Annotated in this window: 12 protein-coding genes; 5 read left to right on the plus strand and 7 right to left on the minus strand. The window is 71.9% G+C overall.

Annotated elements, in window-relative coordinates; translation table 11 throughout:
* Positions 1-33: 33 nt before the first annotated feature.
* Positions 34-1,227 carry an esterase-like activity of phytase family protein gene (locus LV78_RS12050; protein ID WP_253845115.1) on the plus strand — a complete coding sequence of 398 codons (1,194 nt, stop codon included), beginning with the start codon at positions 34-36 and terminating at the stop codon, positions 1,225-1,227.
* A 63-nt stretch (positions 1,228-1,290) separates the two neighbouring features.
* Here LV78_RS12050 and LV78_RS12055 read toward each other — a convergent pair whose 3' ends face one another.
* Positions 1,291-2,619, minus strand: coding sequence for a S1 RNA-binding domain-containing protein (locus LV78_RS12055; RefSeq protein WP_253845117.1), 1,329 nt, complete (start codon positions 2,617-2,619; stop codon positions 1,291-1,293).
* Positions 2,620-2,791: 172 nt separating this feature from the next.
* On the opposite strand from LV78_RS12055, the gene LV78_RS12060 reads away from it, so the two are divergent.
* Positions 2,792-3,856 (plus strand): AfsR/SARP family transcriptional regulator, encoded by a 1,065-nt coding sequence (locus LV78_RS12060; protein WP_253845118.1) that lies wholly within the window; start codon positions 2,792-2,794, stop codon positions 3,854-3,856.
* Here the strand turns inward: LV78_RS12060 and LV78_RS12065 are convergent.
* Genes LV78_RS12065 through LV78_RS12075 form a run of 3 tightly spaced genes read right to left on the minus strand, consistent with a single transcriptional unit; the run spans position 3,833 to position 12,967 of the window.
* Positions 3,833-6,136, minus strand: a complete 2,304-nt coding sequence (locus LV78_RS12065) for an ATP-binding protein (RefSeq protein WP_253845120.1) — start codon at positions 6,134-6,136, stop codon at positions 3,833-3,835. The genes LV78_RS12060 and LV78_RS12065 overlap by 24 nt on opposite strands.
* The gene (locus tag LV78_RS12070; protein ID WP_253845121.1) at positions 6,129-9,413 is read right to left on the minus strand and encodes a phospholipase D-like domain-containing protein; all 3,285 of its coding nucleotides are present in this window, start codon (positions 9,411-9,413) and stop codon (positions 6,129-6,131) included. Before LV78_RS12070 ends, LV78_RS12065 begins: the two co-directional genes overlap by 8 nt.
* Positions 9,410-12,967: an AAA domain-containing protein gene (locus tag LV78_RS12075; protein WP_253845123.1), complete on the minus strand. Its 3,558-nt coding sequence runs from the start codon at positions 12,965-12,967 to the stop codon at positions 9,410-9,412. Before LV78_RS12075 ends, LV78_RS12070 begins: the two co-directional genes overlap by 4 nt.
* 404 nt (positions 12,968-13,371) lie before the next feature.
* Here LV78_RS12075 and LV78_RS12080 point away from each other — a divergent pair, with 404 nt between their 5' ends.
* The gene (locus LV78_RS12080) at positions 13,372-13,893 is read left to right on the plus strand and encodes an SDR family oxidoreductase (protein ID WP_253845125.1); all 522 of its coding nucleotides are present in this window, start codon (positions 13,372-13,374) and stop codon (positions 13,891-13,893) included.
* A 26-nt stretch (positions 13,894-13,919) separates the two neighbouring features.
* Positions 13,920-14,888 carry a BUD32 family EKC/KEOPS complex subunit gene (locus tag LV78_RS12085; RefSeq protein ID WP_253845127.1) on the plus strand — a complete coding sequence of 323 codons (969 nt, stop codon included), beginning with the start codon at positions 13,920-13,922 and terminating at the stop codon, positions 14,886-14,888.
* A gap of 16 nt (positions 14,889-14,904) precedes the next feature.
* On the opposite strand, the gene LV78_RS12090 is transcribed toward LV78_RS12085, so the two are convergent.
* The 3 genes from LV78_RS12090 to LV78_RS41555 all read right to left on the minus strand — a co-directional run bounded on the left by LV78_RS12090 (position 14,905) and on the right by LV78_RS41555 (position 18,316).
* Positions 14,905-16,098 (minus strand): glycosyltransferase, encoded by a 1,194-nt coding sequence (locus LV78_RS12090; protein WP_253845128.1) that lies wholly within the window; start codon positions 16,096-16,098, stop codon positions 14,905-14,907.
* Between the two features lie 211 nt (positions 16,099-16,309).
* Positions 16,310-16,720, minus strand: a complete 411-nt coding sequence (locus tag LV78_RS12095; protein WP_253845130.1) for an STAS domain-containing protein — start codon at positions 16,718-16,720, stop codon at positions 16,310-16,312.
* Between the two features lie 453 nt (positions 16,721-17,173).
* Entirely contained in the window at positions 17,174-18,316 is a 1,143-nt protein-coding gene (locus LV78_RS41555; protein ID WP_253845132.1) for an AraC family transcriptional regulator, read from the minus strand.
* Positions 18,317-18,772: 456 nt separating this feature from the next.
* On the opposite strand from LV78_RS41555, the gene LV78_RS41560 reads away from it, so the two are divergent.
* Positions 18,773-21,949: a DUF4132 domain-containing protein gene (locus LV78_RS41560; RefSeq protein WP_308208705.1), complete on the plus strand. Its 3,177-nt coding sequence runs from the start codon at positions 18,773-18,775 to the stop codon at positions 21,947-21,949.
* Positions 21,950-22,486: the final 537 nt, after the last annotated feature.

The following is a 22,486-nucleotide window of genomic DNA, read 5'->3' on the forward strand; positions in this document are numbered from 1 at the left end:
TCGAACGTCGTGACGCACCGGGATGGAGTCGCCGTGGGGAAGTTCGCCAAGAGGTCGGTAGCGGTCGGTCTGGCGGTGACCTGCCTGGTCACCGCGCAGAGCGGCGTCGCCGCGGGGGAGCGCGGCTACGGCCGGGCCACCCTCACCAGGTTCGCCGCCCTGCCCGCCGAGACCTCCGTGCCCGCCAGCGAGCCCTCCGGCGCCGCGCTCGGCACGGCGCCCGTCAACGGCGTCGTGCCGCCGTTCGCCGACCAGCCCGTGCAGGGCTTCAGCGGCGTGCTGCGCAACGCGGACGGCACGTTCGACGTGCTCTCCGACAACGGTTACGGCACCAGGGCCAACAGCGCCGACTTCGCCCTGCGGATCCAGCGGATCGCCCCGGACTTCGGCTCCGGCGCCGTGGACGTGGTCGGCGGCCTCACCCTGACCGACCCGAACCGGCACGTCCCGTTCCCGCTCACCAGGGCCGACCGCGTCCTCACCGGCGCCGACCTGGACGTCGAGTCGATCCAGCGCGGCGCGGACGGCACCTACTGGATCGGCGACGAGTTCGGCCCGTACCTGCTGCACTTCGACCGCGCGGGCAGGCTCATCGCCCCGCCGTCGCCGCTGCCCGGCGTGCGCGCCCCGGAGAACCCCGAGGGCTCGCCGAACCTGGGCGGCAGCAAGGGTCTCGAGGGGCTGGCGCTGTCCCCGGACGGCCGCGCCCTGGACGCCCTGCTGGAGGGGACGGTCGCCGGTGACGCGCCGGGAACCCTGCGCCTGAACGAGTTCGACGTCGCGAAGAACCGCTTCACCGGCAAGAAGTGGCTCTACCGCTTGGACAAGCCGGAGCACGCGATCGGCGACGCCGTGGCCGTCGACCGCAACCGCCTGCTGGTGATCGAGCGCGACGGCAACGAGGGCGCGGCGGCGAAGGAGAAGAAGGTCTACCTGGTCGACAAGCGCGACCGCGACCGCGACGGCGCCCTGGACAAGACCCTGGTGGCCGACCTGATGGACATCGCGAACCCGCGCCGGATCGGCGGCTTCCCGGAGAAGTTCACCTTCCCGTTCACCACCATCGAGGGCCTGCTGATCCTGGACGACCGCACCATCGCCGTCCTGAACGACAACAACTTCCCGTCCTCCTCCGGCCGCACGCCGGGCGAGCCGGACGACAACGAGTTCATCACCCTGAAGCTCGACAACGCCCTCGACGCCGATCCGCGCGTGCTGCGGAGGTGACGCTCACCGCCTGAAGCGGAAGTGCCCCGCACCACATGGGTGCGGGGCACTTCTCACCGGGGCTCACGCCGCCGCCGGGACCTCCTCCGGCTCGGGCAACTCCCGCAGCAGGGTCTTGCCGGTCATGGTGTTGACCCGCACGACCTCCACGAGGATCTCCTCACCGACCTCGACCTCGCCGCTGTTCAGGTCGGTCCGCAGCTCCTCGCTCATGTCCCTCACCAGCATCATCGCGTCGCGTCCGGTGGTGGGCAGGCGCATCAGCAGGTAGCCGCCCTTGCCGTCCCGCTCCGGCGCGATCCGCGACACCTCGGCGTAGCCGCGCCAGTGCAGCTCGGCCAACCGTGGTCTCTGCGCCTTGTCCTCGCCACGTCCGCCCTTTTCCCGGCCGTCGGAGCGGGCCCTCCGCGCCTCCGGCTGACCGGGCATCACTCTGGCCAGGCGTAGCGCGATCCGCCGCCGCTGCTCGTCCACCGACACCACCGCCACCTCGACCTCCGTGCCCACCGGTGGAACCTTCCCGTCGAACTGCGCTGAGGGCACCAGCCCGTTCACTCCGTGCCCGACGTGGACGAACGCGCCGTGCCTCAGGTCGCTGTTGGCGACCCTGCTCACCAGCGGCGTGCCAGGTGTGAACTGCCGCCCCAGCAACGGCCACGGGTTCACCTGGCCGCTGAGCAGCGTGTACCGCATTTCTTTGCGCATCGGGTCGAGCACGAACGCGCCGTCCAGCACGGTCCCGACCGGGTACAGCTTCCTCATGTCCTTGATCAGCCGCAGGTAGTCCACGTCGGCGTTCCCCATCACGCCGTACCGGCCGCTGTCGTCGCGGACCATCACGTACTCCTCGTCCGCGTTGATCACCCGCGCCTTCACCAGGGTGGTGCTGCCGCCGGGCATCGGCATCGGCGCCATCTCGTCGGAGGGCTCCTTCGCCAGCGCCTCCAGCTGGAGCTTCAGTTCTCCCTTCAGCTGGTCGATCGCCTGGTAGTTCTGGCTGTAGGTCAGGTACCGGTACAGCCCTCGGATGTCCGTGGGGATGTCGTCCGGGTTCTGGGTGATCAGCACGATCCGCTTGTTGAGCATCAGCGCCCAGGCGATCTCGAAGGCCACGTTCGGCGAGCCGCCTGTGCAGTCGGCCACCACCAGGTCCGCCAGCTGCATCGCCCGCCAGATCGCGTCCAGCACGCCCTCGGAGCCGTACACCCCGTCGACCCGCACGGGCGTCATGCCGCACGCGTCCCTGACCACCGGAACGCACACCGTTCGGTAGAAGTCGTCGAAGTCGAACTCCGTCCCGTCCTGCAACCGCTTCTTGTTGAAGGGCATCGCGAAGAAGACGTTGCCCGGCTCGGAGTTGAGGGTCCTGGCGGGCTTGAAGAGTGCGCTCATGGTCCTGCTCCCCTCTGGAAGTGGCCGCCCCGTCAGCGGCTCCACCAGCTTCTGCCCGCTGCGCTGACATCACAGCCTGCCCGCGCTGACACCTGGCTGACCGATCGGGTGTTGCAGTCAGGCGCCGGTCAGCGACAAACCGGTGAGCGGTAGTGCGAACGGGGGAGTGGACATGGTCGTGCTGGAGGAGATCCGCCTGCTGGGCGGTGCGGTGCGGTTGTGCGTCGATGGGCAGCAGGTCCAGGTTCCCGGTCGTCCCGGACCTCGTGCGATTGCCGAGCTGGTCGGCGCGAGCCCGGTGTCCGCCGAACGGATGCGCGAAGTTCTGGATGCTGCCAGCAAGGACGCCTCCCAGAAGACCTTGAGCAGGCTCCGCACCACGTACGGGTTGCCGATCGTCCACCGTGACAACACCTACCGCATGAACACCGATGGCATCCGCGTCGACGCCCTTGAACTGCTCTCGACCGCCGCTATCCCGGATGGACAGGCAACGCACGCCCAGGTCGACGCGGCACTCGGGCTGTGGGAAGACGGTCCCTCTGCGGTGCTGGAGGGCACCGCGCTGTGGGCCAGGCTGCACGAGGCCAGGGATCGGCTCGCGCGTCGCCGCACCAGGCTCGTCCGGCGCAGGTTGCTCATCGTCGAGGACCAGGTCGGGGACCGCTTGCTCCAGGTCCTCGGCGAGCACGAGTGCACGCTCGTCCGCGACCTCGCCGGGTTCTGGGAGCTCCGGGCGAGTCGGGGCTTCGACGGCTTCGACGCGGCACTGGTCGACCTGCACCTCAACTCCGGTTACCAGGACCGGGACGGAGAACTCGTGGTCGACGCCATCAACCGGGGCAGCGCACTGCCGGTGGTTGTCATGACCTACCGCATCCCCGGCAACCTCGACGTCACCGAGTTCCAGCGCAAGCACAACCTCTTCGCGGTGGTCACCAAAGCCGACGACGGTCCCGGCGGTGACTTCACCCGCATCGCGGAGGTCATCCGCGACCTGTTCAAGGCCGACCGGAACATCCTGCTGCTCGACCGCCTGGAAGACCGCTTGCCTGGCCTGCGCCGCCGTGCCGGGCAACTTCTCACCCTGCGTGACGAACCCGGTCGTGTCGACCTCATGAACCTCAAGCACGCCAAGCTGTACGACTGCGCGCGGCAGGGCGATCTGGCCGCCCTGCGCGCCGCAGTTGATGCTTTCGAGGTCGAGTTCGGTCTACAGCTCCGACGCGACGGGTAGCCGCAACCGCACGCACGCCCCGCCCAACCGGGGCGAGTTCGGTTCGAGCTCGACGCTGCCCCCGAACAGTTCGACCCAGTACCGCAGCGCTGCCAGCCCGGTGCCCGTGCCCTCGCGCGCGGTCGAGGCGGGGACCTCACCCCTGGTGAACGCCTCGTGGACGTGGGCCGGGATACCGGGGCCGCTGTCGATGACCTCCACCACTGCTATGCCCCTGTCCTCGCTCAGGGACAGCACGAGTGCGACGGTGCCACGATCCCCGACCGCCCGAACGGCGTTGAACACCGCGTTGTCCAGCGCCAACCGCAATCCGGCAGGCACGCACCGCACCCCGACTCGGAAGCCACCGACCAGCTCCACCGCCACCCCGCTCCGCGCCACCTCCGCGTTGCGCCTGGCCCGCTCGCACGCCAACTCCAGGTCGACCGCGTCACTCCAGCGCGTCCACTCCTCCCTGGTGCTCCGCGCCTCGCGGTTCGCGCCCACGTGCAGCCGGTCGTCCTCGGGGCCCAGTTCCTCCTGGCTGTTCCACGTGTGTCCGATCCCCGCCACGATGTACCGGTACAGCGCGTCCTCCGCGACCTTCGCGCTGTCGACCTGGTGGGCCGTGACCAGCCTCGCCACCGCGTCCCGGAGGACGGAAGGGGCGCTCCTGGCCACCGCGCGCACCACCCCGCACCCGCACACCGCGAGATCACCGCCTCCCTCTGTCCACCTCGGCAGGTAACCGAGCTCCCGCAACCGTACGAACGCAGCGTCGAGATCCACCAAGGAGTCCACCGCAGCGGGTGACCCAACCTCGTTCAGCCGCCGCACCAGCTCCTCCCGGACGCCCTGCTCGTCCAGCAGGCGGTATCGCGCGATCACTGCCAGCACGGTGAACACCGCGTCGCCCAGCTCCCGCTCGGCCGTTGCCACCAGCACGTCGTCGAAGTCCGCAGCAGCTGACACCTCGCGCAGCTCGGTGCCCGCCGCTGCGACGATCCGCTCCGCCACCCCCAGCAACGCGGGGACGTGCGAGCCGGTCACCTCCAGCAGGGCGTCCAAGTCCACCGGCGCGAGGCTTCTGCCCAGCAGGTGGAACAGCCACCGCGCTCGCGCGCGTAGCCGTGCGGGGTCGTCGCTGTCCAACCCGCCCGATCGGACCGCCCCAACCTTCAACCGGGTGCACAGCACACGTGACAACGAGATCAGCCGTGCTTCCCGGTTCTGGTCCTTCCCGTGCTCATCACGGGCCAGTGCCGTCAGCACAGCGGAGATGTCCAGCACCGCCTCCGGTGAGTCGGGCTCCCCCACCGCCAGGGAGAGCCGGAACTCGGCGTCTCCAGCGTCGGGCCCCACCGCGAAGCGAACCGGTTCCCGGCCGGTGAACACCAACCCCGGCAGCCTCGGATCGTCGGGCAGCAGCAGCCGGGTGAACAGCACCCCGTTCCGCTCCTCCAGACGAGGCGGCACGTCCACGTCGGCCACCAGCCGCTGCACCGCCGACACGTAGTTCGCGATGGCTCCCCGCGTTCCGGATGGCAGAGCCGCCAGCGCGGCCACCACCTCCTTCCCTGCATCGTCACCGGGCAGGTACCGGTGGATCCCCACCGGCCCCCGGTCGGGGTCGGCCAGCCACCGGTTCACCTGCACCAACGGCGCCGATCTCCACAGCCACGGGTGTTCGGTGCGCATCGGTGGCAGCGGCACCCGGTCATCCGGCGCGGCCAGCACACCTGCGGCCAAGCGGTACTCCCCGGCAGCCAGCAGGTCATGCAGGTGCTCCCCGACCCCGTCTGGCAGCTGACCGGCCTTGTCCGCGAGCTCAGCGCGCAACCCGGCCGCGACAGCCGACTCCAGCTCCAAGACCAGGTCCGTCGACAGCGCCAGCTCCGCCTCGGCGTCGGCCCATCGCCCGCCGATCTCCGGCGACTGGTCGGACAGGTCCAGACCGTCACTCCCCACCCGGTCGGCGCGGGTCACCAGCTGCCGCCACCGCGCTGCCAGCAAGTCGGCCGCTCGTTCCCTGGCTCGTGCCACCTCCTCCTGCCAGTGGTCCGCTCTCGAAATCGACACCGTTCCGTTCTCGCCCAGTTCGAGGACGGCGGTCTCTGCGGCGTCGAACTCACCCGTTTCCACGAGGCGTCGCACCCCTGCTTCAGGTGACCAGTCGTAGGCGAGGTCCTCCGCGAGCAATCTGGCCCTCTCGAGGGGGGACCCGCCTTTGCCGTCGAGCAGGGTGGTGGTGAGCGTGGGGAACCGCCACTCGGGCAGTCCAACGGTCTCCTGATCAGGCACTGTCGTCTCCCTTGATGGCTGCGGTCAGCCGGTCCAGCGCCCAAACCGCGAGGTGCTGGGCCTGGCCCTCGGACGAGGCCGTGCTCATTCGTCGCGCGTGCTCGGCGAGTTCGTCGAGCGCGGTGAGGTGCCCTGCGGTCAGCACTGCCTTCCAGGCGTCGGACCCAGCCGCCACCGCCTGCTCCGCGTCGCGTGCTGAGGTCAGAACAGCGGTGCTCTTGGCCAGTATCGCCTTCCTCCTCGGGAACGTGATCAGCGCGCTCCCCGCCGCTCGCGTGGCCTTGTCGAGCCACCGGTCCGCGTTCTCGGCGTTCGCCGCGTTCCAATCCCGGAGGCGTCTCGTGTCACGGGCGTCCACGACGCCTTGGAGCTCCGAGAGCGCGCCCCCAGGGGCGAACAAGTGCTCCTTGGTGAGCTGACCCTGCTCGTAGTCCGGGGCCGTGGTCCGGAACACCGCGACTGCCTCCGAGACGGCGCTCCAGTGCCGTTCCGCCGAGTCGGCGTCGGCGAGCGCCGAGGCGCGGTCGCGCAGCGCGTCCACGGGGAGAGCCCCGTACGCCTTGCCGTGCCGCATGACGGTCGAGGCGAATGCGGCTGACGATTCGTCCGCGAGTTCGATCAGCACTTCCAAGGGATCTGCCAGCGCGGTGTCGCCGTGCAGCAGCAGCGCCACGCCCGCGTGTACCGCCAGTGCTGAAACCACCTCGACCCCGGCATCGTCCGCGATGGCGGCGAGTGCCGCGTCGCGAACCACGTCCGCGTATTCCGGTCCGCCGCTGAACGACGAGGCCGCCATGGTGAGCAGCGAGGACGGAATGCCACCTTCGGGCAGCGCCATCCGCACCAGGTGCGCCACCTTCCACTCGCACGCGGTCCACAGCGAGTCCAGCAGCCGCGTGCCCCACACCAGGTGCTCCTCGCTGCCTGGTTCCGCGTGCGCGAACAGTGCGGCGTGCACCCGTCTGAGCTGACTCGTGGTAGTACCGCAGTCCAGCAGCGCATCGACCACGGACAGTCCGGTGTTCAGCGGTGCGCAGACCGAAGCGATCTCTCGAAGATCGAAATCCGACCCGCTCTTCTTCAGCGCGTTCAGCACGCTCTGCGCCGCGAGGTAGGCCGGGCGGAGCTTCTCCGCCGGTTGCTCCCGCTCGGGCTCCCAGGCCAGGTAGTGCGTCCCGAGCACCAGCTCCGCGACCCGCGTGGACACGGAAGCCGAGCGCACCCGCAGGCTCACCTCACTGCGCTGCCGTTTCCGCCCCGCGCCGTAGCGGGCCTCGAAGGACAGGTAGTTGTAGCTGCCCGCCACCACCTCATCGTCGAAGACGAGCACCTTGGCGTGGTTGCCCGTGTTGTGCACCAGGGTGAACCTCCCCCGGCCAGAGGACGCCCCCTCGTCGTCCGAGGCGAGCGCGGCCAGCGCCGTCAGCACTGGGGCGTCGTCGACCTCCTGGTGAGGCCTGCCGTACACCAGTGCCACGTTCACCCCGCGATCGAGGCACTCCTCCAGCTTCCGCACGAATCCCGTGGTCACCACGGTCGAGGAGAACTGGTCGGAGGAGATCAACAGCCTCCTGCTCGCGCTGCCCAGCGCGTCCCACAGCACTGAGCTGTGCAGGTGGTCCCGCACCAGGTGGACCGAGGGGCGGAGCCGGGCGACGGTGTCCGCGAGCCGGTGCCCCACGTCCTGCCAGGCCCGTGACCACAACAGCAGTTCGGGCGAGCCAGGCCCGGCGGCCTCCAGAGAGGCGGAGCGCTCCGGTTGCTTGACGGGGGTGTGCCCCTGGTCCCTGGAGCGGTCACCGAACACCGCTCGCTCCTGGATCAGGGAGCAGGCGTGGTCGTAGTTCGGGGTGCTCTGGTGCGCCCACGCCAGCAGCGACTCCAGCACCGGGGACGGCACGTTCTCATCGGCTTCGACCAGTAGGCCGATCTCCTCGTGGTTCGACGCGCTACCGAAGTTCTTGCTCGTCACCAGCGCCTTGCGATCGTCGACGAGCACGAGTTTGGCGTGCAGGTGAGATGGTTGTTCCGGGTCGAACCACAACGAGCCCGATGTGTCGCGCGCCGCGCGCTGGATCTCGCGGAGAGTGGCGAGCACCACTTGGTCCAGCGGTTTCTGCTTGCGGTCGATGCCCCACAGCAAGGTCACCCGCACGCCCCTGCCGACCGCTTGCTTCAACGCCGCCACGTGGTTGTCGAGCAGACCGCGCTCGGTCACCCACGGTACGGCCACAACCAGCTGCCGGGTCGCCGCACCGATCAAGGCGTCGATGGCGCCTTGGTGCTCCGCCGAGGTGCGCAAGACCTGCAAGGACATCTGCCGGTCGACCAGGTCGCGCACTTGCGCGTCCAGGGTGGCCGCTGCGGCGGAGATCTGGTCATGCGCCTTGTTACGGTTCGCAGGAGCGGTGCTCGTCAGCGCGCGCGCCGATGCCGAGAACTCCTCCAATTGCTGCAGGACGTCCGCAGGCGCCTTGTGCACCCGATCTGCCTTCGCCGCCAGAGCTTGGACGAACGCGCTCTTCGGGGCGCTCTCCACCAAGTCCATCAGCCGGTCCCGCGCCACCTGCCGCACCTCGGGAGACAGGGTCTGGTCTCCGACCTCCACGCGGAGCCTTTCCCCGTCGAGGCCGACCTGCACGCTGATGGTGATGAAGTACCGTTCGTTGGTCGTGGTCAGCTCATTGGACGCCAAGTAAGCGGATTGCACCCGGAAGTCCTTGGAAGCCTTTGCTTCCCGGTCCGCGATCGCTTGGTTGAACGCGGCCGTCAACATCTCTTGGTCCACGTTCTTGGCGGTGTAGTCACTCTGCGCCCTCGGGACGACGAGGTTGGCCCGGCCAGGGGCGTAGTTGCCCAGGTGCAGGGGGAGCACTCGCCCGGTCAAGGGATCCAACAGCGCCTTCTGCGTTGCTGGGACGACCATGGAGCTGCTGATCGCTGCGGTCTTGGCCTCGGGGTCCCGCCCGGCCTGCTCTGCCAGTTCCCGCTCTGCCAACTCCGCCAGTTCCCGCTCCGCTCGACCGGTCAGGGTTATCCGCTCGCTGAGCTCGTCGAACGCGAACACCACCCGCTGGGCGCGCCACAGGTCGCCGAGCAGGTCCACCATGATCCTCGGGGTGAGTCCGAACAAGTTCGTCAGCGCGGGCTCGGTGCTCACCCCTGCGGCGATCGCCTTCAGCACCAAGGTCTCGAGGATCGAGGTGCCTGACCTGGGCACGAGTTGCAGACGCGCGCTCAGCACAACGCACTCGACATACACGTCCACGATCTTCACGGTCGCACCACCCGGCTCATCGGGACCACCAGTCCGTGCTCGCGGATGGCGGCAACCGCGCTCTCCCACTCGGGGACGCCGCACCGCTCGTACCGGGCGATCCGCCCCACCACCACGAGCAGGTCCCGCGCTCGGCTGAGTAGCACGTTGGCCCGTGCCGGGTCCGCGACGTGGCCCAGCACGCGGTGCGCCTCCTCCCCGTCGCGGTCTCGGACCAGCGAGGCCACCACGATCCGTGCCTCCCTGCCCTGGAACGAATCGACGCTCCACACCGAGTCGGCGTGCCCGGCGGGAAGCCGGTCACGGATCGCTTGCACCTGCCTGTTGTAGGGCGTGATGATCGCCAATGCCCTGCCCTCGCCGTTCACCGCCACCGGTGCGGGGCGGAACGAGCGCACCAGCGCCGCGACCACGTCCGCCTCCACCGGGTTGGACCAGAAGCCGGTGGCCTTCTGGGTCTCACCGGTGTCCACCCACACCAGCGGCCTGCTGACCAACCACCCAGGGTGCTCCAGGCCGTGGTCGCTGTCCGCGCGCACGGTCTTGAGGCCACCCGCGCCGAGCCGCGAGTAGAACCCCGCGCTCACCGCTTTCGCGATCGGCCCGCGCATTCGACGCTGCTCGGTCAGCTCCAGCCTGGGAGCGTCCGAACGGTCGTCCGCGAACAGGGAGCCGAAAGTGCTGAACACGTCCATGAAACCCTTTCGCGCCTCCCACCAGCCCGCGACGATCGGATCGGGGTCCTCGTGGCAGCTGTCCAGGAACCGCTCCACGTCGGAGCGGGCGAACGCCCCGATCTGCGCCTGGTCGCCGATCAGCGTCCATCGCGTTCCACGCACCAGGGGCAGCGCCAGCTCCGTTGGCCACGCCTTCGCCGCCTCCTCGACGACCACCCAGTCGAACGGCTCCGCCGTGCCCTCTTGGACCAGCCGCTCGGCCGTGGAGGCGCCAGTGGTGGCGAAGACGACGTTGGCCCCGCGGCGCAACCTGGCTCGCAGTTCCGGACCGGAGTTGGGCAACGCGCCCAGCCAGTCCTGGACGATCTTCCGCACGCCGGGTGAATCCACCTGCGCCGTTTCACCAGAGACGATCTTTGAGCGGATGCCGTCCTGCATCCGGCTGAGCGCTTGATCCGCCAGGAACTGGTCCACCGGCTTGGCCACGTTGCGCTCGGTGAACTTGCTGGCCACACGTAGCGCCAGCCACTGGGTGTGGGCGGGTTCGCCCCGGTCGTCGACTGTGCCGATCTTGCGCAGTACGCGGGAGGCCAGGTTGTCCAACGCGTCGTGGGACTGCGCGGACACCAGCACCCTGGCGTACGGGTCGTCCTGCAGGTATGCCGCCACGGCCTGCGAGGTCACCTCGGTCTTGCCCGTGCCCGGAGGTCCCTGCACAGCGAACATCGCCTCGTGCTCCAGCATCGCGCGCACGGCTTCCCCGCCCTCGCCCTGCAATCCGGTACCCGCTTCGACCCAACGTCGGGGATCGCCAAGCAGCCCGAGCGGTCGGATCAGCGACTGGAGCAGGACGGGGTTGTTGGCCAACTCCTCCACCGCCTTGATCTGGTTCTGCAGGTTCCGCCGGACGATCGTGTCCTTCTTCAGTCGCAACCAACCACGCTCAGGTAGTTGCACCTGGTCGACCAGTTCCAGCACGACGGTGTCCTCGTTCCTGACCCCGGCCAGCCGGAAAGCCCCTACCTCGGTCTTGGCAGAGCCTGATTCCCGTTCTCCGCGCACCTGGATCTGCGAGCCTTCCAGGTCGTCGGCGGTGACCTCGGCGAAGAAGTCGGCCATGCTCGCCCGCAGCAGGGGGTCGCCGAAGATCTTCGCCTGCATCGCCGACGACCGGTACGCGCGTTTGCGATCCCGGTCGCGGTCCCAGCGCAGCACCGCCTTGGTCGCCGCGCCCCCGTTGTCCTCCAGGACGTAGGCGTACTCACGTGCTTGGAGAGTCGCGCTCTGGTACTGGACGAACCAGTCGAGCGCGTCGAGGTAGTGCTGCTGAGCCCGCGTCCTCGGTCGCAACTGGGCGGTGCCGCGGACCAGCGCCTTCCAATCAGGGCGCCCCTCGGACTTGAGCTTGAGCTCCGCCGAGTCCGTGAGGTGGTCGAGGGCCTCCACCGCGAAGACCTTGCCGCGCAGGCTGTTGTCGTGCAGGTCATGCAGGGCCCGTGGTGCCTTGGAGCGCTCAAGCACGTGCTTGATCACCTTGATCTTCTCGTGGTACTCCTTGCCGCCCATCCGCCTGTGGAACAGCGTGGTGGCGAACCACACGAAGTCCTTACCGAACAGCACGTCCTTGGCCTGCTCCAACGTCTCCTTCGCCGCGTTCCCAATGAACGGGGCTGCACCTTGCTCGCTATAGCACACGGAGGCTTCGCGCAGGTCGTTCTCGATCAGGTCGACCAACTGGGCCTTGCCTTCGTCGGTCATCGCCGACTCGCTCAGGCACTTCCACTTGAACAACGTGCGGTCGCTGTCCTTGCGCATGTAGGCCACCAGGTAGGGCAGGCCTGTGCCTTCATCGGGCGAGTAGTGGGAGAGCAAGGCGCTGTGCTGCTTGCTCAGTTCCGATGTGACCTCGGCTGCGGTCGGTCGCCCTCCGGCGACCGGCTCGAGCATCCGGCCCAGCAGTTCGGCCAGCGCGGGGGGCAATGAGCTTGCCGTGCGCACCTGGGCGCGAATGCGGCGGTGGAACTCCCGGTGCTCGGTTCTCAGCACTGGGTCTGAAGCTCCGGGTGCCAGCACCGGGTGGTCGTCGAGGAGTTCGGGACCCAGCAACCACTCCGCCGCGATCACCGCGAGACCGAACACGTCCCCGGCTGCGTCTCCCGCGCCCGTGTCGGTCGCCCCGGTGAGGAAGTCGATCCGTTCCGGCGGGCAGTAGGCCAGGAACCTCGGGTGCTGCCCCAAGTACAGCGGGCGGACCTGCGCCGCCCCTGCCCGGTCGACCTGCCGTCCGCGCAGCAGGTTCGACACCATGGTGCTCATCTCGAACCGGGCCAGCAGCACCCGGTAGCCCTCGTCCTCCTCGAGCGGGTAGCTCTCCAACGTGCCCGGCCACAGGTTGCGGTGCGCTATTCGCGAGTCGTGCAGCGCCGCTAACGCGTCCGCGAGCAGCCCCAGTGCGCGGATCGCGTCCACCCGGTCGGTGGCGAAGTACTCGGCCATCTCCCTGGGACCGTCCGCGCTGCTGTTGTGCACCGCGGTCCGGATGAAACCCGCGCCCGTTGCTCGCGCGTCCGACTCGAAGTCCTCAGCACGCACGTAACCACCTCCCTCCAGCACGGGGAGCGCCGGGTGCCCGAGGCTGCCGATGTGCTGGAGCACGCGCAGTTCCTGCTCCCACAGCCGTCCGCCCATCTCACCCAGCCCCAGGTAGACGGTCAGCGCCACTCGACGGTCCTGGTCGGACAGCAGGTGGTAGCGGTAGATCGAGCCCTCGACGATCGCGAAACCCGGTTCCCCGGAGAGCAGGCGGAACCGTCCGCCGCCGTACACGTCGTTCGAGAGGATGGTCCGCACCACGCGGTCGGCTTCGTCGATGCTCATGACCTCTCCCCGGTCGGAACCGCGCCCTCGTCTGTCAGACCACCGGTGGTTGTGGTGGGGAGTCAGGAGCAGCGTTGCGGTCAGGTGATACTCGTTACAGCGAGTCATCGCATGTTGGGGTGTTTCCGTTTCCAGCCGCATGGAACTTGGCGTTCAATCACCCATTCGCTGCTAAGGATTAACTGTGAGTGCCCAGTCGTGTCCGCATTCGTGCGGCTTACGGCTTTTTGGTGATAGGAAGCCGGTGTCGGGCAGGGCGGGCGATTCCGGGCCGGGAAGCAGGCATACGCTCACCGCCGGGAACGTGCCAGCACGCCCCCGCAGCACGCGCCAGACCCCGGTCCCGGAGCCCCGGCCGCCCTGCGGGGCGCTGGCCGCGAGCGGAACCGGGAGAGGTGCTGGGCGTGATCGGGAACTGGTGCGCGGACGACCGGCTGGACCTGGCGGGGCGGGTCGTGGTGGTGGCGGACGGGTCGCACGGCGTGGCGCTGGCCGTGGCGGCGGCGCTCTGCGACCGCGGCGCCCACGTGGTCGTGACCTGCCCGCCGAACGACGTCGACGCCGACCGCGCCCGCCTGGTCCTGACCGGCAGACCGGGGCCCGCGACCCTGGTGGAGCTGCCCCCGCACGACGCGGACGCCTGGCGCGAGCTCCTGGAGGGCGTCCACGAGCGCCACGACCGCCTGGACGCCTGCGTCCACCGCGCCCACCCCCGGCTCAGGGAAGCGGCCGAGGGGCAGGCGAAGGTGGCGGGCGGACGCCTGGTGCTGCTCACCCGACCCGACTCGGACGACGACCCGGTGGACGCCCTGGCCGACCTGGACCTGCTCCTCGACCCGGTCCCCGTGCCCGCGCACGACCCGGACGACGCGCGGGCCGCTCACGACCTGGTCGCGGAGGCGGTGGCGCTGCGCTGCGCGGGCTGACCGCCGCGCACGGGCACAATCGAGCCGTGCCCACCAGGACCGCCCGCCACCGCGCGCTCGCCGCCGAGCTGTCCGCCCTGCCCGACGCGGAACTCGCCGCCCGCCTCGCCGAGGCCCGCCAGATCGGCGTCGGCGTCGGCGGAGAAGCCTCGGTCCTGGACGTGGCGGGCGCCTTGGTGTTCGCCAAGCGCGTCCCCCTCACCGCCCGTGAACTGGCCGCCCCGCACTCCACCGCGAACCTGTTCGACCTCCCCCTCCACCACCAGTACGGCCTGGGCGGTCCGAGCTTCTCCGCGTGGCGCGAGCTCTCCGCCTCCCTGACCACCACCGAGGCCGTCCTGTCGGGCGGGACCGCCGCCTTCCCCCTGCTGCACCACTGGCGCGTCCTGCCCGGCCGCCCGCCGATCCCGGCCGAGCACGCCGGTCCGGAAGCCGCCGACCCCGCCACCCTCGCCCGCCTGGATGCCCTGGCCGACGCCCCCGCCAGCCTGGTCCTGCTGACCGAGCACCTCCCGCTCTCCCTGGAGGACTGGCTCCGCGCGGACCCCCTGGCCAAGGCCCCCGACCTCGAACGCCAGCTCACCGGGATCGTGACGGCCCTGCGCCGCCACGACCTGCTCCACATGGACGCCCACTTCGGCAACTTCCGCGTGCGGCAGGACCGCGTCCACCTCACCGACTTCGGCCTGGCGATCTCCCCGCGCCACGACCTGTCCCCGCCCGAGCGCGAGTTCGTCGCCCGGCACACCACCTACGACGCCGACCACACCGCCATGCGCCTGGTGAACTGGCTGGTCACCACCACCCACGACACCGCAGGCGACCCGGCGACCCGCAACGCCCACGTCCGCCGCTACGCGCGGGGCGCCGTCCCGGAGCACGTCCCCCCGGCCGTGGCCGCGATCATCACCAGGCACGCCCCCGCCGCCGAGGCCGGGAACGACCTCTGGTGGCGCCTGTTCGACGGCGACCTCACCGCCCGCCATCGCGCCTGACCCCCGAGGTCCGGCCTCAGCCGACCGCCGCCACCCCCGCGCCCGCCCCGGCCCTCTCGTACACCCGCTCGGTCTCCACGGCCACCCGCTGCCACGAGTACCGCGCGAGGACCCGGTCCGCCCCGGCCTCCCCGTACGTCTCCCGCCGCGTCCGGTCCGACAGCAGCGCCCGCAGCGCCACCGCCAGCGCCCTCGGGTCGCGCGGCGGCACCAACCGCCCCGTCACCCCGTCCACGACGCTGTCCACCAGCCCGCCCACCGAGGTCGCCACCACCGGCACCCCGCAGGCCATCGCCTCCAGCGGCACCAGCCCGAACGGCTCGTACCAGGGCGCGCACACCACCGCGTCCGCCGACTTCAGCAGCGCGGGCATCGCGTCCCGGCGCACTGCCCCGACCAGTCGCACCCGCCCGGCCACCCCGCGCTGCCGGGCGTGCTCGACCAGCCTGCGCGCCTCCGGGTCCCGGCCCACGTCCGAGGGCCCGCCCGCGATCACCAGCTCCGCCTCGGGCACCGCGGCCATCGCGCTGATCACGTCCGCGAACCCCTTGTGCGGCACCAGGCTCCCCGCGCACACCACCCGCCGCAGCAGCCCCGACCGCTCCTCGGACTCCCGCCGCGAGAACAGCGCCGTGTCCACCCCGAACGGCACCACCGACACCAGCCCCCGCGCCGTCCCCGCGCTGACCAGCTCGAACGCCTCCTCGTCCGAGGTGGCCACGATCCCGTCGACCTCCCGGCAGATCAGCTGCTCGGTCTGCGCCCGCACCGGGACCCCGGCGCCGCCCCGGTGCCACCGCTCGACCCCGCCCAGCCCGTGGAACGTCTGCACCACCGGCACGCCGAGCCCGCGCGCCCCCAGCAGCACGGCCAGCCCCGATGTCCAGGAGTGCGCGTGCACCAGGTCGGGCGGCGAGATCGCCCAGCGCCGCCGCAGGTACCGGGCGAACGGCCCGGTGTGGGGCAGCAGGTCCCCCTGCGGCGCGGGCTCGGCGGGCCCGGCGGGCACGTGCACCACCTCGTACCCCTCCGGCGCGCGCACCCGGTCCGGCTGGTCGACGCGGGTGCGGCGGGTGTGCACGACGACCTCGTGCCCCTGCCGGACCAGCGCGGCGGACAGCTCAGCCACGTGCACGTTCCGCGCTCCCGCGACCACACCGCCGGGAGCCACCAGGGGACTGGCGTGCTCGGACACCATCGCGATCCGCAACGAACCCACCTCCACGACCGACCGGCACCGCTCGTGCGGAGCCGAGAAATCCTATCCCTATTTCTCTCCACTCAGAATCGGACAAAACCTCCGGGAAGGATTTTGTGCGCGCTGTTCTCCCTGGTGAGCGCCCTGTGAAATTGTTTTCCGGAACACCGAATAACCGTCCGGGAGAACTTCACGAATTCCCGGAAGGCGCTTTTCCCGATAGCTACCAGGCCTGGTCGGCCGCCCGCTGGCGGGGCAGGGCGAGCGCGGCGAGCGCCGAGGCCACGTCGTCGCACGGCCGCAGCACCGCGTCGAGCCCGGCCGCCGCGACGGGTCTGCGCACCGCGCGCTGCCCGGCCACCACCGCCCACGGCACGCCGAGCCGCTCGGCCGCCGCCGTCACCGCGAGCAGCACGCCCAGCGCGGCGGCCGAGCAGAAGCGCACCGCGCCCAGGTCGACCACCAGCGCGGAGGGCGCGCGCGAGACCTCGTCGAACAGCCGCGCGCGCAGCGGCCCGGTGGTGCAGGCGTCCAGCTCACCGGTCACCCGCACGACGACCGCGTCGGCCAGGGCGGCGTCCGGAACGGCGCCGGGCGCCGTGGAAAGGGGAAGCGTGGAAGAAACGGGGCACATGGTTCAGCGCTCTTCTCCAACGCGCGCACCCGCCCGGTGGCGTGGACCACCCGACTCCGCGCGCGTTCGGTTGGCGAGAGGGGGCGGCTGTGCTCTCAACCGCGTCTGCCCTCGAACGGACCACCCGCCGGGCGGGGGGCACCGGACCTGCCGGTCGGACCGCCTCCCGCTCCTCCCGCTGGAAGGTGGCCCGATCCGAGTCCACCGCGTTCCGCGACCGACCGATAGCAGCCCGTGCGAACCGCCCGTGCAGCCGGAACGAAGCCCGCGCCGCCCCGGACGCGCGAAAGCCCAGCTACCCGACCGGCCGGCCCCACCGCCTCGTGCTCCAGCCGCACCGGCGACCGCGTCCCGCTCACCGGGGCCGTGCGCACCGCCCGGCGGCGGCAGCGAGTCGAACCGGTCGCCGCGCGCCGCCGCTGTCCGCGTGCTCCTCGGCGTCCCCCGCGCGGCTCAGCTCTCGCGCAACGTCTGCGACGGCGGCACCCCGTAGGCGGTCCGGTAGCGGGCCGCGAACACGCTCGCCCGGCCGTAGCCCCACTTCGCGGCGATCCTGGTGACCGTGTCCTGCCCCGTCGTCGCGGAGGCCAGGTCCGCGCGCGCGTGGTCGAGCCTGACCTGCCGCAGGTAGGCCATCGGGGTCGTCCCGAGGTGGCGGCGGAACGCCAGCTGCACGGCCCTGGTGCTGACCCTGGCGGCCTCGGCGACGTCCGAGGTGGTCAGGTCGCGGTCGGGGTTGGCGTCGATGAACGCGATCGCCCGCCGCAGCGCGTCCGGGTGGGCGTCGCGGCGGTCCTCGATCGTCGGGTCGGGGGTCGTGCTGTTCGGGAACGCGGCCAGCGCCGTCGCGGCCAGCGCCGTCGCGGCCAGCAGGCGGGAGGCGTGGCCCACCACCAGCGGGTTGGTCATCAGCTCCGGGCCTGCCAGCAGCTCGGCGCGCAGGTGGTCGCGGGTGGCGGTCCAGCCGCGCGCGGCCTCGGGGGACAGCGGCGCGTACCCGGTGAAGCGGACCGGCTCCGGGCCGGGCGCGACCTGCTGGAGCAGCGAGGTCGGCAGCACGGTCACGCTGAACCCGCCGCGCTCCACCCGCGTCCGGTACGGGTCCTCGGGCCGGGCGGCCAGGAACGCGTCACCGGGGCCGTGCGCGCGCGACCCGTCCGCCGAGTCGGTGTCGACCCGGCCGGAGCGCACCAGGCCGAACAGGTAGCTGCCGGGCGGGTCGACCTCGGCGTCGACGGTGGTGCGCAGCTCCACGTCGTCGAACCTGACCTCGCCGAGCGCGGCCGACGCCAGGCGCAGCCCGCGCCGGGGGCCGCTCGACCGGAGGACGAGCCTGGTGTAGCTGGCGCTGAGCAGCTCCTCGGCGGCCTCGTCGTCGGAGACGTCGACCACGTGCTCGACGGCCGTGACCTCCACGCGCCCGGCGCTCCGGGGCTCCGGCACCTCCGCCAGCGCGTCCTCCAGGCTGGTGCGCCGGACCAGCACCCCGCCGGGGTCCACCGCGTCCAGCACCACCCGGTCCAGCGCTCCGCCCGGTTCGACCAGCAGCGCGCACCGGCTCCCGCGCTCCGCGCACGTCCGCGCGAACGCCACCACCGCCCGCGCCCACCCCGAGCACCCCGGCCCCACGCGCGTCGAGCACCACCAGCGGCGGCAGCGGTCCGGCGGGGACGGCGGCGAGCAGCGCCCGCGCCACCTCGGCCGTCCCGGCCCGCAGGGCCCCGCCTGGCAGCGCCAGCACCAGCGCCCGTTCCCCGTGCAGCGCGGTGATCTCCACGTCCTGCTCTCCCGTGCTCCACGGGACGAGTGCCGGTGGGCCCTGGATCCGCAGCTGTGCGCCTCTGGTCCTCCACACACAGCAGGTCTGCGGGCCGCCCGCACCTCGGCGAGCGGTGCTGATCGGGTGAAACACCTCTTCGCCCGTTCGTCGCGGGGACCGCCCGCCGCTCACGAACCACCCGATCGAGTGGCCACAGCGGTTCTCCGCCGATCCGTTTTTGTCGGACCCCGCCCCTACTGTCCGGGTAGGACGGACGACCAGGGGAGGAAGCGGTGGCGGGGAGCGGGGCGGCAGGGGGGTTCACGGTTCCGGCGGCGTGGCACCGGAACGCGCACGAGCGGCGGGGCGGGCCCTCGCCGTGCCGCGCGGCGGTGGACCGGAAGGCGGCGGGGCGGGCGAAGCTGCCCGCGCTCGACCTCGGAGCGCTCGCGCGGGACGGGGACACGCACCCCTGGCTCCGCGCCGAGGCCGCCGAGGAGCTGGCGGGCAGGGCCAGTCCGCTCATCGCCGCCGGGCGGGTGAGCCTGAGCCGTCACACCGAAGACGCGCACGTCGTGGACGCGTGGGCGCTCGACCACGGGGTGGTCTTCGCCGCGCTCGCGGTGCTGCGCACCTGCTGGTTCGACCGGGAGGCGCGGATCGTCGACCCGGACGCCGAGGACAGCACCTGGTGGCGCCACCTCGCTCTCCTGCGGCGGGCCCGCGCGCTGCTGGCCGCCGCCTCCGACGAGGACCACGCCGCCGCCGTCGCCGCGCTGGACGGGGAGCGGAAGAGCGCTCGCCCCTCGGCCATCGCCACCTACCTCGTGCCGGGGCAGCCGGGGTGGGTGGAGCAGGCGCGCGACGGCCTTGCCGGGCTCGGGCGCCACGACATCGCCATCTGGCGGTTGCTGCTGCACTCGGTCGACTCGCCGGAGCAGTTGCGCGCCCTCCTGCGGGTGTCCGGGCGGCGCGCGCTGCGCGCGGACGGCGACGTCCTGCACACGCTCGGCACCGTCATCGGGCCGGATCTGGTCCCGTTCATCACGCACCTCCTCGTGGACGCCGAGGGCTACCGCCCCACCAGCGAGCAGACCAGGGGGATGCTGGTCCGCTTCGCCACCGCCCCGGCGTTCGACGCGCTCCTCGGCGAGGCGCTGGAGGGCCAGTCCCCGTTCCCCGTGCTGGAGGTGGCGCACCGACGTCCCCGGATGGCGCTGGAGCGGTTCGCGGCGGCGGGGGAGCCCGCGCGGGAGCTGCTGCTCGACCACGTCCGGAGCCACCCGGACCTGCTGGACGACGCGCCCGCGTGGGCGCGCGAGGTCGTCGCCCCCGAGCTGGCCGCGCGGTCGGCGGTGCCCGACGCGGTCGACGCCGAGCTGCCCGCCGCGCTGGTGACCCCGCCGTGGGAGGCGGTGCGCGAGCTGCCGGAACCGCTGGTGGTCGAGGGGGTTCCCGCGCCCGACGACCGGGCCGTGGTGTGGCGGGCCGGGCTGCGCGAGGTGTGGGCGGCCAGGAGCCTGTACACCGGGAAGGCCCACGACTCCTACTGGAACGGGTTCCCGGAGCGGTTCGAGCGGGGGGAGCTGTCCGCGAGCCAGCAGTTCCACTGGTTCGCGGAGGGGCCGCTCGACCAGGTGCTGCCCAGGGTCGCGGACTGGACCCTGCCGGAGCTGAACCGGCACTCCGGCGAGCTGGTCCAGGCGCTGGTGAACCGGTTCGAGGTCGACGCGTTCGGGCTCGCCCTCGACTACGCCCGCAACCCGGCGGCGCGCGCCTACGACGTGGTGCTGCCGCTGGTGTCGGTGGAGGTGGCCCGGCTGGTCGCCGCGCGGCTCGACGGGCCGAAGTCGGCGCGGCCGGTGTCGGCGCGGTGGGTGCGCGCGCACCCCGAGGCGGCGGCGCGGTTGTTGCTGGCGGACGCGGTCGGTCCGCCGGGGGAGCGCAGGGCGGCGGCGGAAGCCGTGCTGCGGATGGTGCCCGAGCAGGCGCGGGCCGCTGCGGAGGAGCACGGCGAGGACGTGGTGGAGGCGGTGGAGCGAGTGCTGTCGGTGGCCCCGTTGGACCTGGTGCCGTCACCGGTCCCCGATCCCGGCTGGTGGTGCCCGCCCGAGGCGCTGCCGAGGCTGCTGCTGCGCGGCGGCGGGCGGGTGCTGCCGGACCGGGCGGTGCGGCACGTGACGACCATGCTGGCCATGACCTTGCCCGGTCGGCACTACGCCGGGGTGGACGTGGTGCGCGAGGTGTGCGACCCGGAGTCGTTGGCGCGCTTCGCCGAGGCCCTGCTCGACCGGTGGCTGGCCCACGGGCTGCCCGCGCAGGGCAGGTGGGCGCTGTTCGCGCTGGCCCAGGTCGGCGACGACGCGGTGGTGCGGCGGCTGGTGCCGCTGATCACCGCGTGGCCGGGGCAGTCGCAGCACCACAACGCGGTCGCCGGGCTGGACGTGCTGGCAGGGATCGGCAGCGAGGCCGCGCTGGTGGCGTTGAGCGGGATCGCGCAGCGGGCGAAGTTCACGGCGCTCAAGCAGAAGGCGGTGCAGAAGGTCGCCGAGGTGGCCGAGGACCTGGGGCTGACCGCCGAGCAGCTCGGCGACCGCCTGGTGCCGACCTTCGGCCTCGACGGGTCGAGCGCGCTGGTCCTGGACTACGGGCCGCGCTCGTTCACCGTCGGCTTCGACGAGAAGCTCGTCCCGTTCGTGCTGGACGCCTCGGGCAAGCGGCTGAAGTCGCTGCCCAAGCCCGGCGCGAAGGACGACCCCGAGCTGGCGCCCGCCGAGCAGAGGCGGTTCGCGGCGCTGAAGAAGGACGTCAGGGCCATCGCGGCGGACCAGGTGGCGCGCCTGGAGCGGGCGATGGTCGCCGGGCGGGACTGGAGCGCCGGGGAGTTCACGGCGCTGCTGGCCGGGCACCCGCTGGTGCGGCACCTGGTGCGCGGACTCGTGTGGACCGCCGACGGGGCGGCGTTCCGGGTGGCCGAGGACGGCACGTTCGCCGACGCGGCCGACGAGCCGTTCGAGCTGCCCCCGGACGCCCGCGTCGCCCTGCCGCACCCGCTGCGCCTGCCGGACCTGCCGACGTGGTCGACCCTGTTCGCGGACTACGAGGTCCTGCAGCCGTTCCCGCAGCTGGCCAGACCGGTCCACCGGCTCACCGGGGCGGAGCTGGCCGGGCACGACCTGAGCCGGTTCGTCGGCGCGAAGACCGTGGTGGTGCCCGCGTCGGTCAAGCGCGCCTGGGAACTGGGGCCACCGGCGGACGCCGGGATGATCCTCGGCCTGCGCCGCCCGCTGCCGGGCGGGGCGTCGGTGTGGGTGGAGCTGGAACCGGGGCTGTTCACCGACCACTGGCAGGACTGGTCGGGGCAGCGGGTGGTGGAGGTCGAGCTCAGCGGGGTGGCGGACTTCGCGGCGGTGGACGAGGTGCTGGTGTCGGAGGTGGTGGGGGAGCTGGTGACCATGACTGCTGGGTGAGAGGGGTCGGGATGGCTGGGTGAGGGTGGCCAGGTCGGTGGGGCGGGGCCAGGTCGGCGGGGTGAGGGTGGCCAGGTCAATGGGGCGGGCGGCCAAGTCGGCGGGGTGAGGGGGGCAGGACGGCGGGGTGAGGGTGGCGGGCGTTGAGGGGGTGCTGCTCGCAGGGCGGTCACGGATCGCTGTCGTCGCGCGGAGGACGAAGTGCTGTCCGGGGGGCTGAGGTGGCTTGAGCGTCGTCCAGTGAGCGAGGACGGGTGATCGGGAGGGGCAGGTGACTGGACGGAGTGGTGACCGGGAAGGGCGGGCAACCGGACGGGGCGGGTGACCGGGCGAGAGGCGGGTGACCAGGGGGCGGGGGAGCGAGTGCCTGCCGGAGTCGGAGTCCACTGTGGACGGTGTGCGGGCAGGGGTGGTCGCGCGGGTTGGAGCGGCGCGGCTTCCTGCTGTTCCGGCCGCCTATCCAGTGCTGCTCGGTGCTGTCCGGGATCGGGCCAAGGCCAAGGCCAAGGCCGGGGCCGGGGCCGGGGCCGTTGCCTT

Origin of the sequence: Actinosynnema pretiosum (assembly GCF_024171695.1) — a bacterium.
Taxonomy (GTDB): Bacteria; Actinomycetota; Actinomycetes; order Mycobacteriales; family Pseudonocardiaceae; genus Actinosynnema; species Actinosynnema pretiosum.

Excerpts from the sequence above, each read along its gene's own strand:
- LV78_RS12055 (WP_253845117.1), bottom strand. The coding sequence starts at position 2,619 with ATGAGCGCACTCTTCAAGCCCGCCAGGACCCTCAACTCCGAGCCGGGC.
- LV78_RS12095 (WP_253845130.1), bottom strand. The coding sequence starts at position 16,720 with ATGTGCCCCGTTTCTTCCACGCTTCCCCTTTCCACGGCGCCCGGCGCC.
- LV78_RS12060 (WP_253845118.1), top strand. The coding sequence starts at position 2,792 with ATGGTCGTGCTGGAGGAGATCCGCCTGCTGGGCGGTGCGGTGCGGTTG.
- LV78_RS12075 (WP_253845123.1), bottom strand. The coding sequence starts at position 12,967 with ATGAGCATCGACGAAGCCGACCGCGTGGTGCGGACCATCCTCTCGAAC.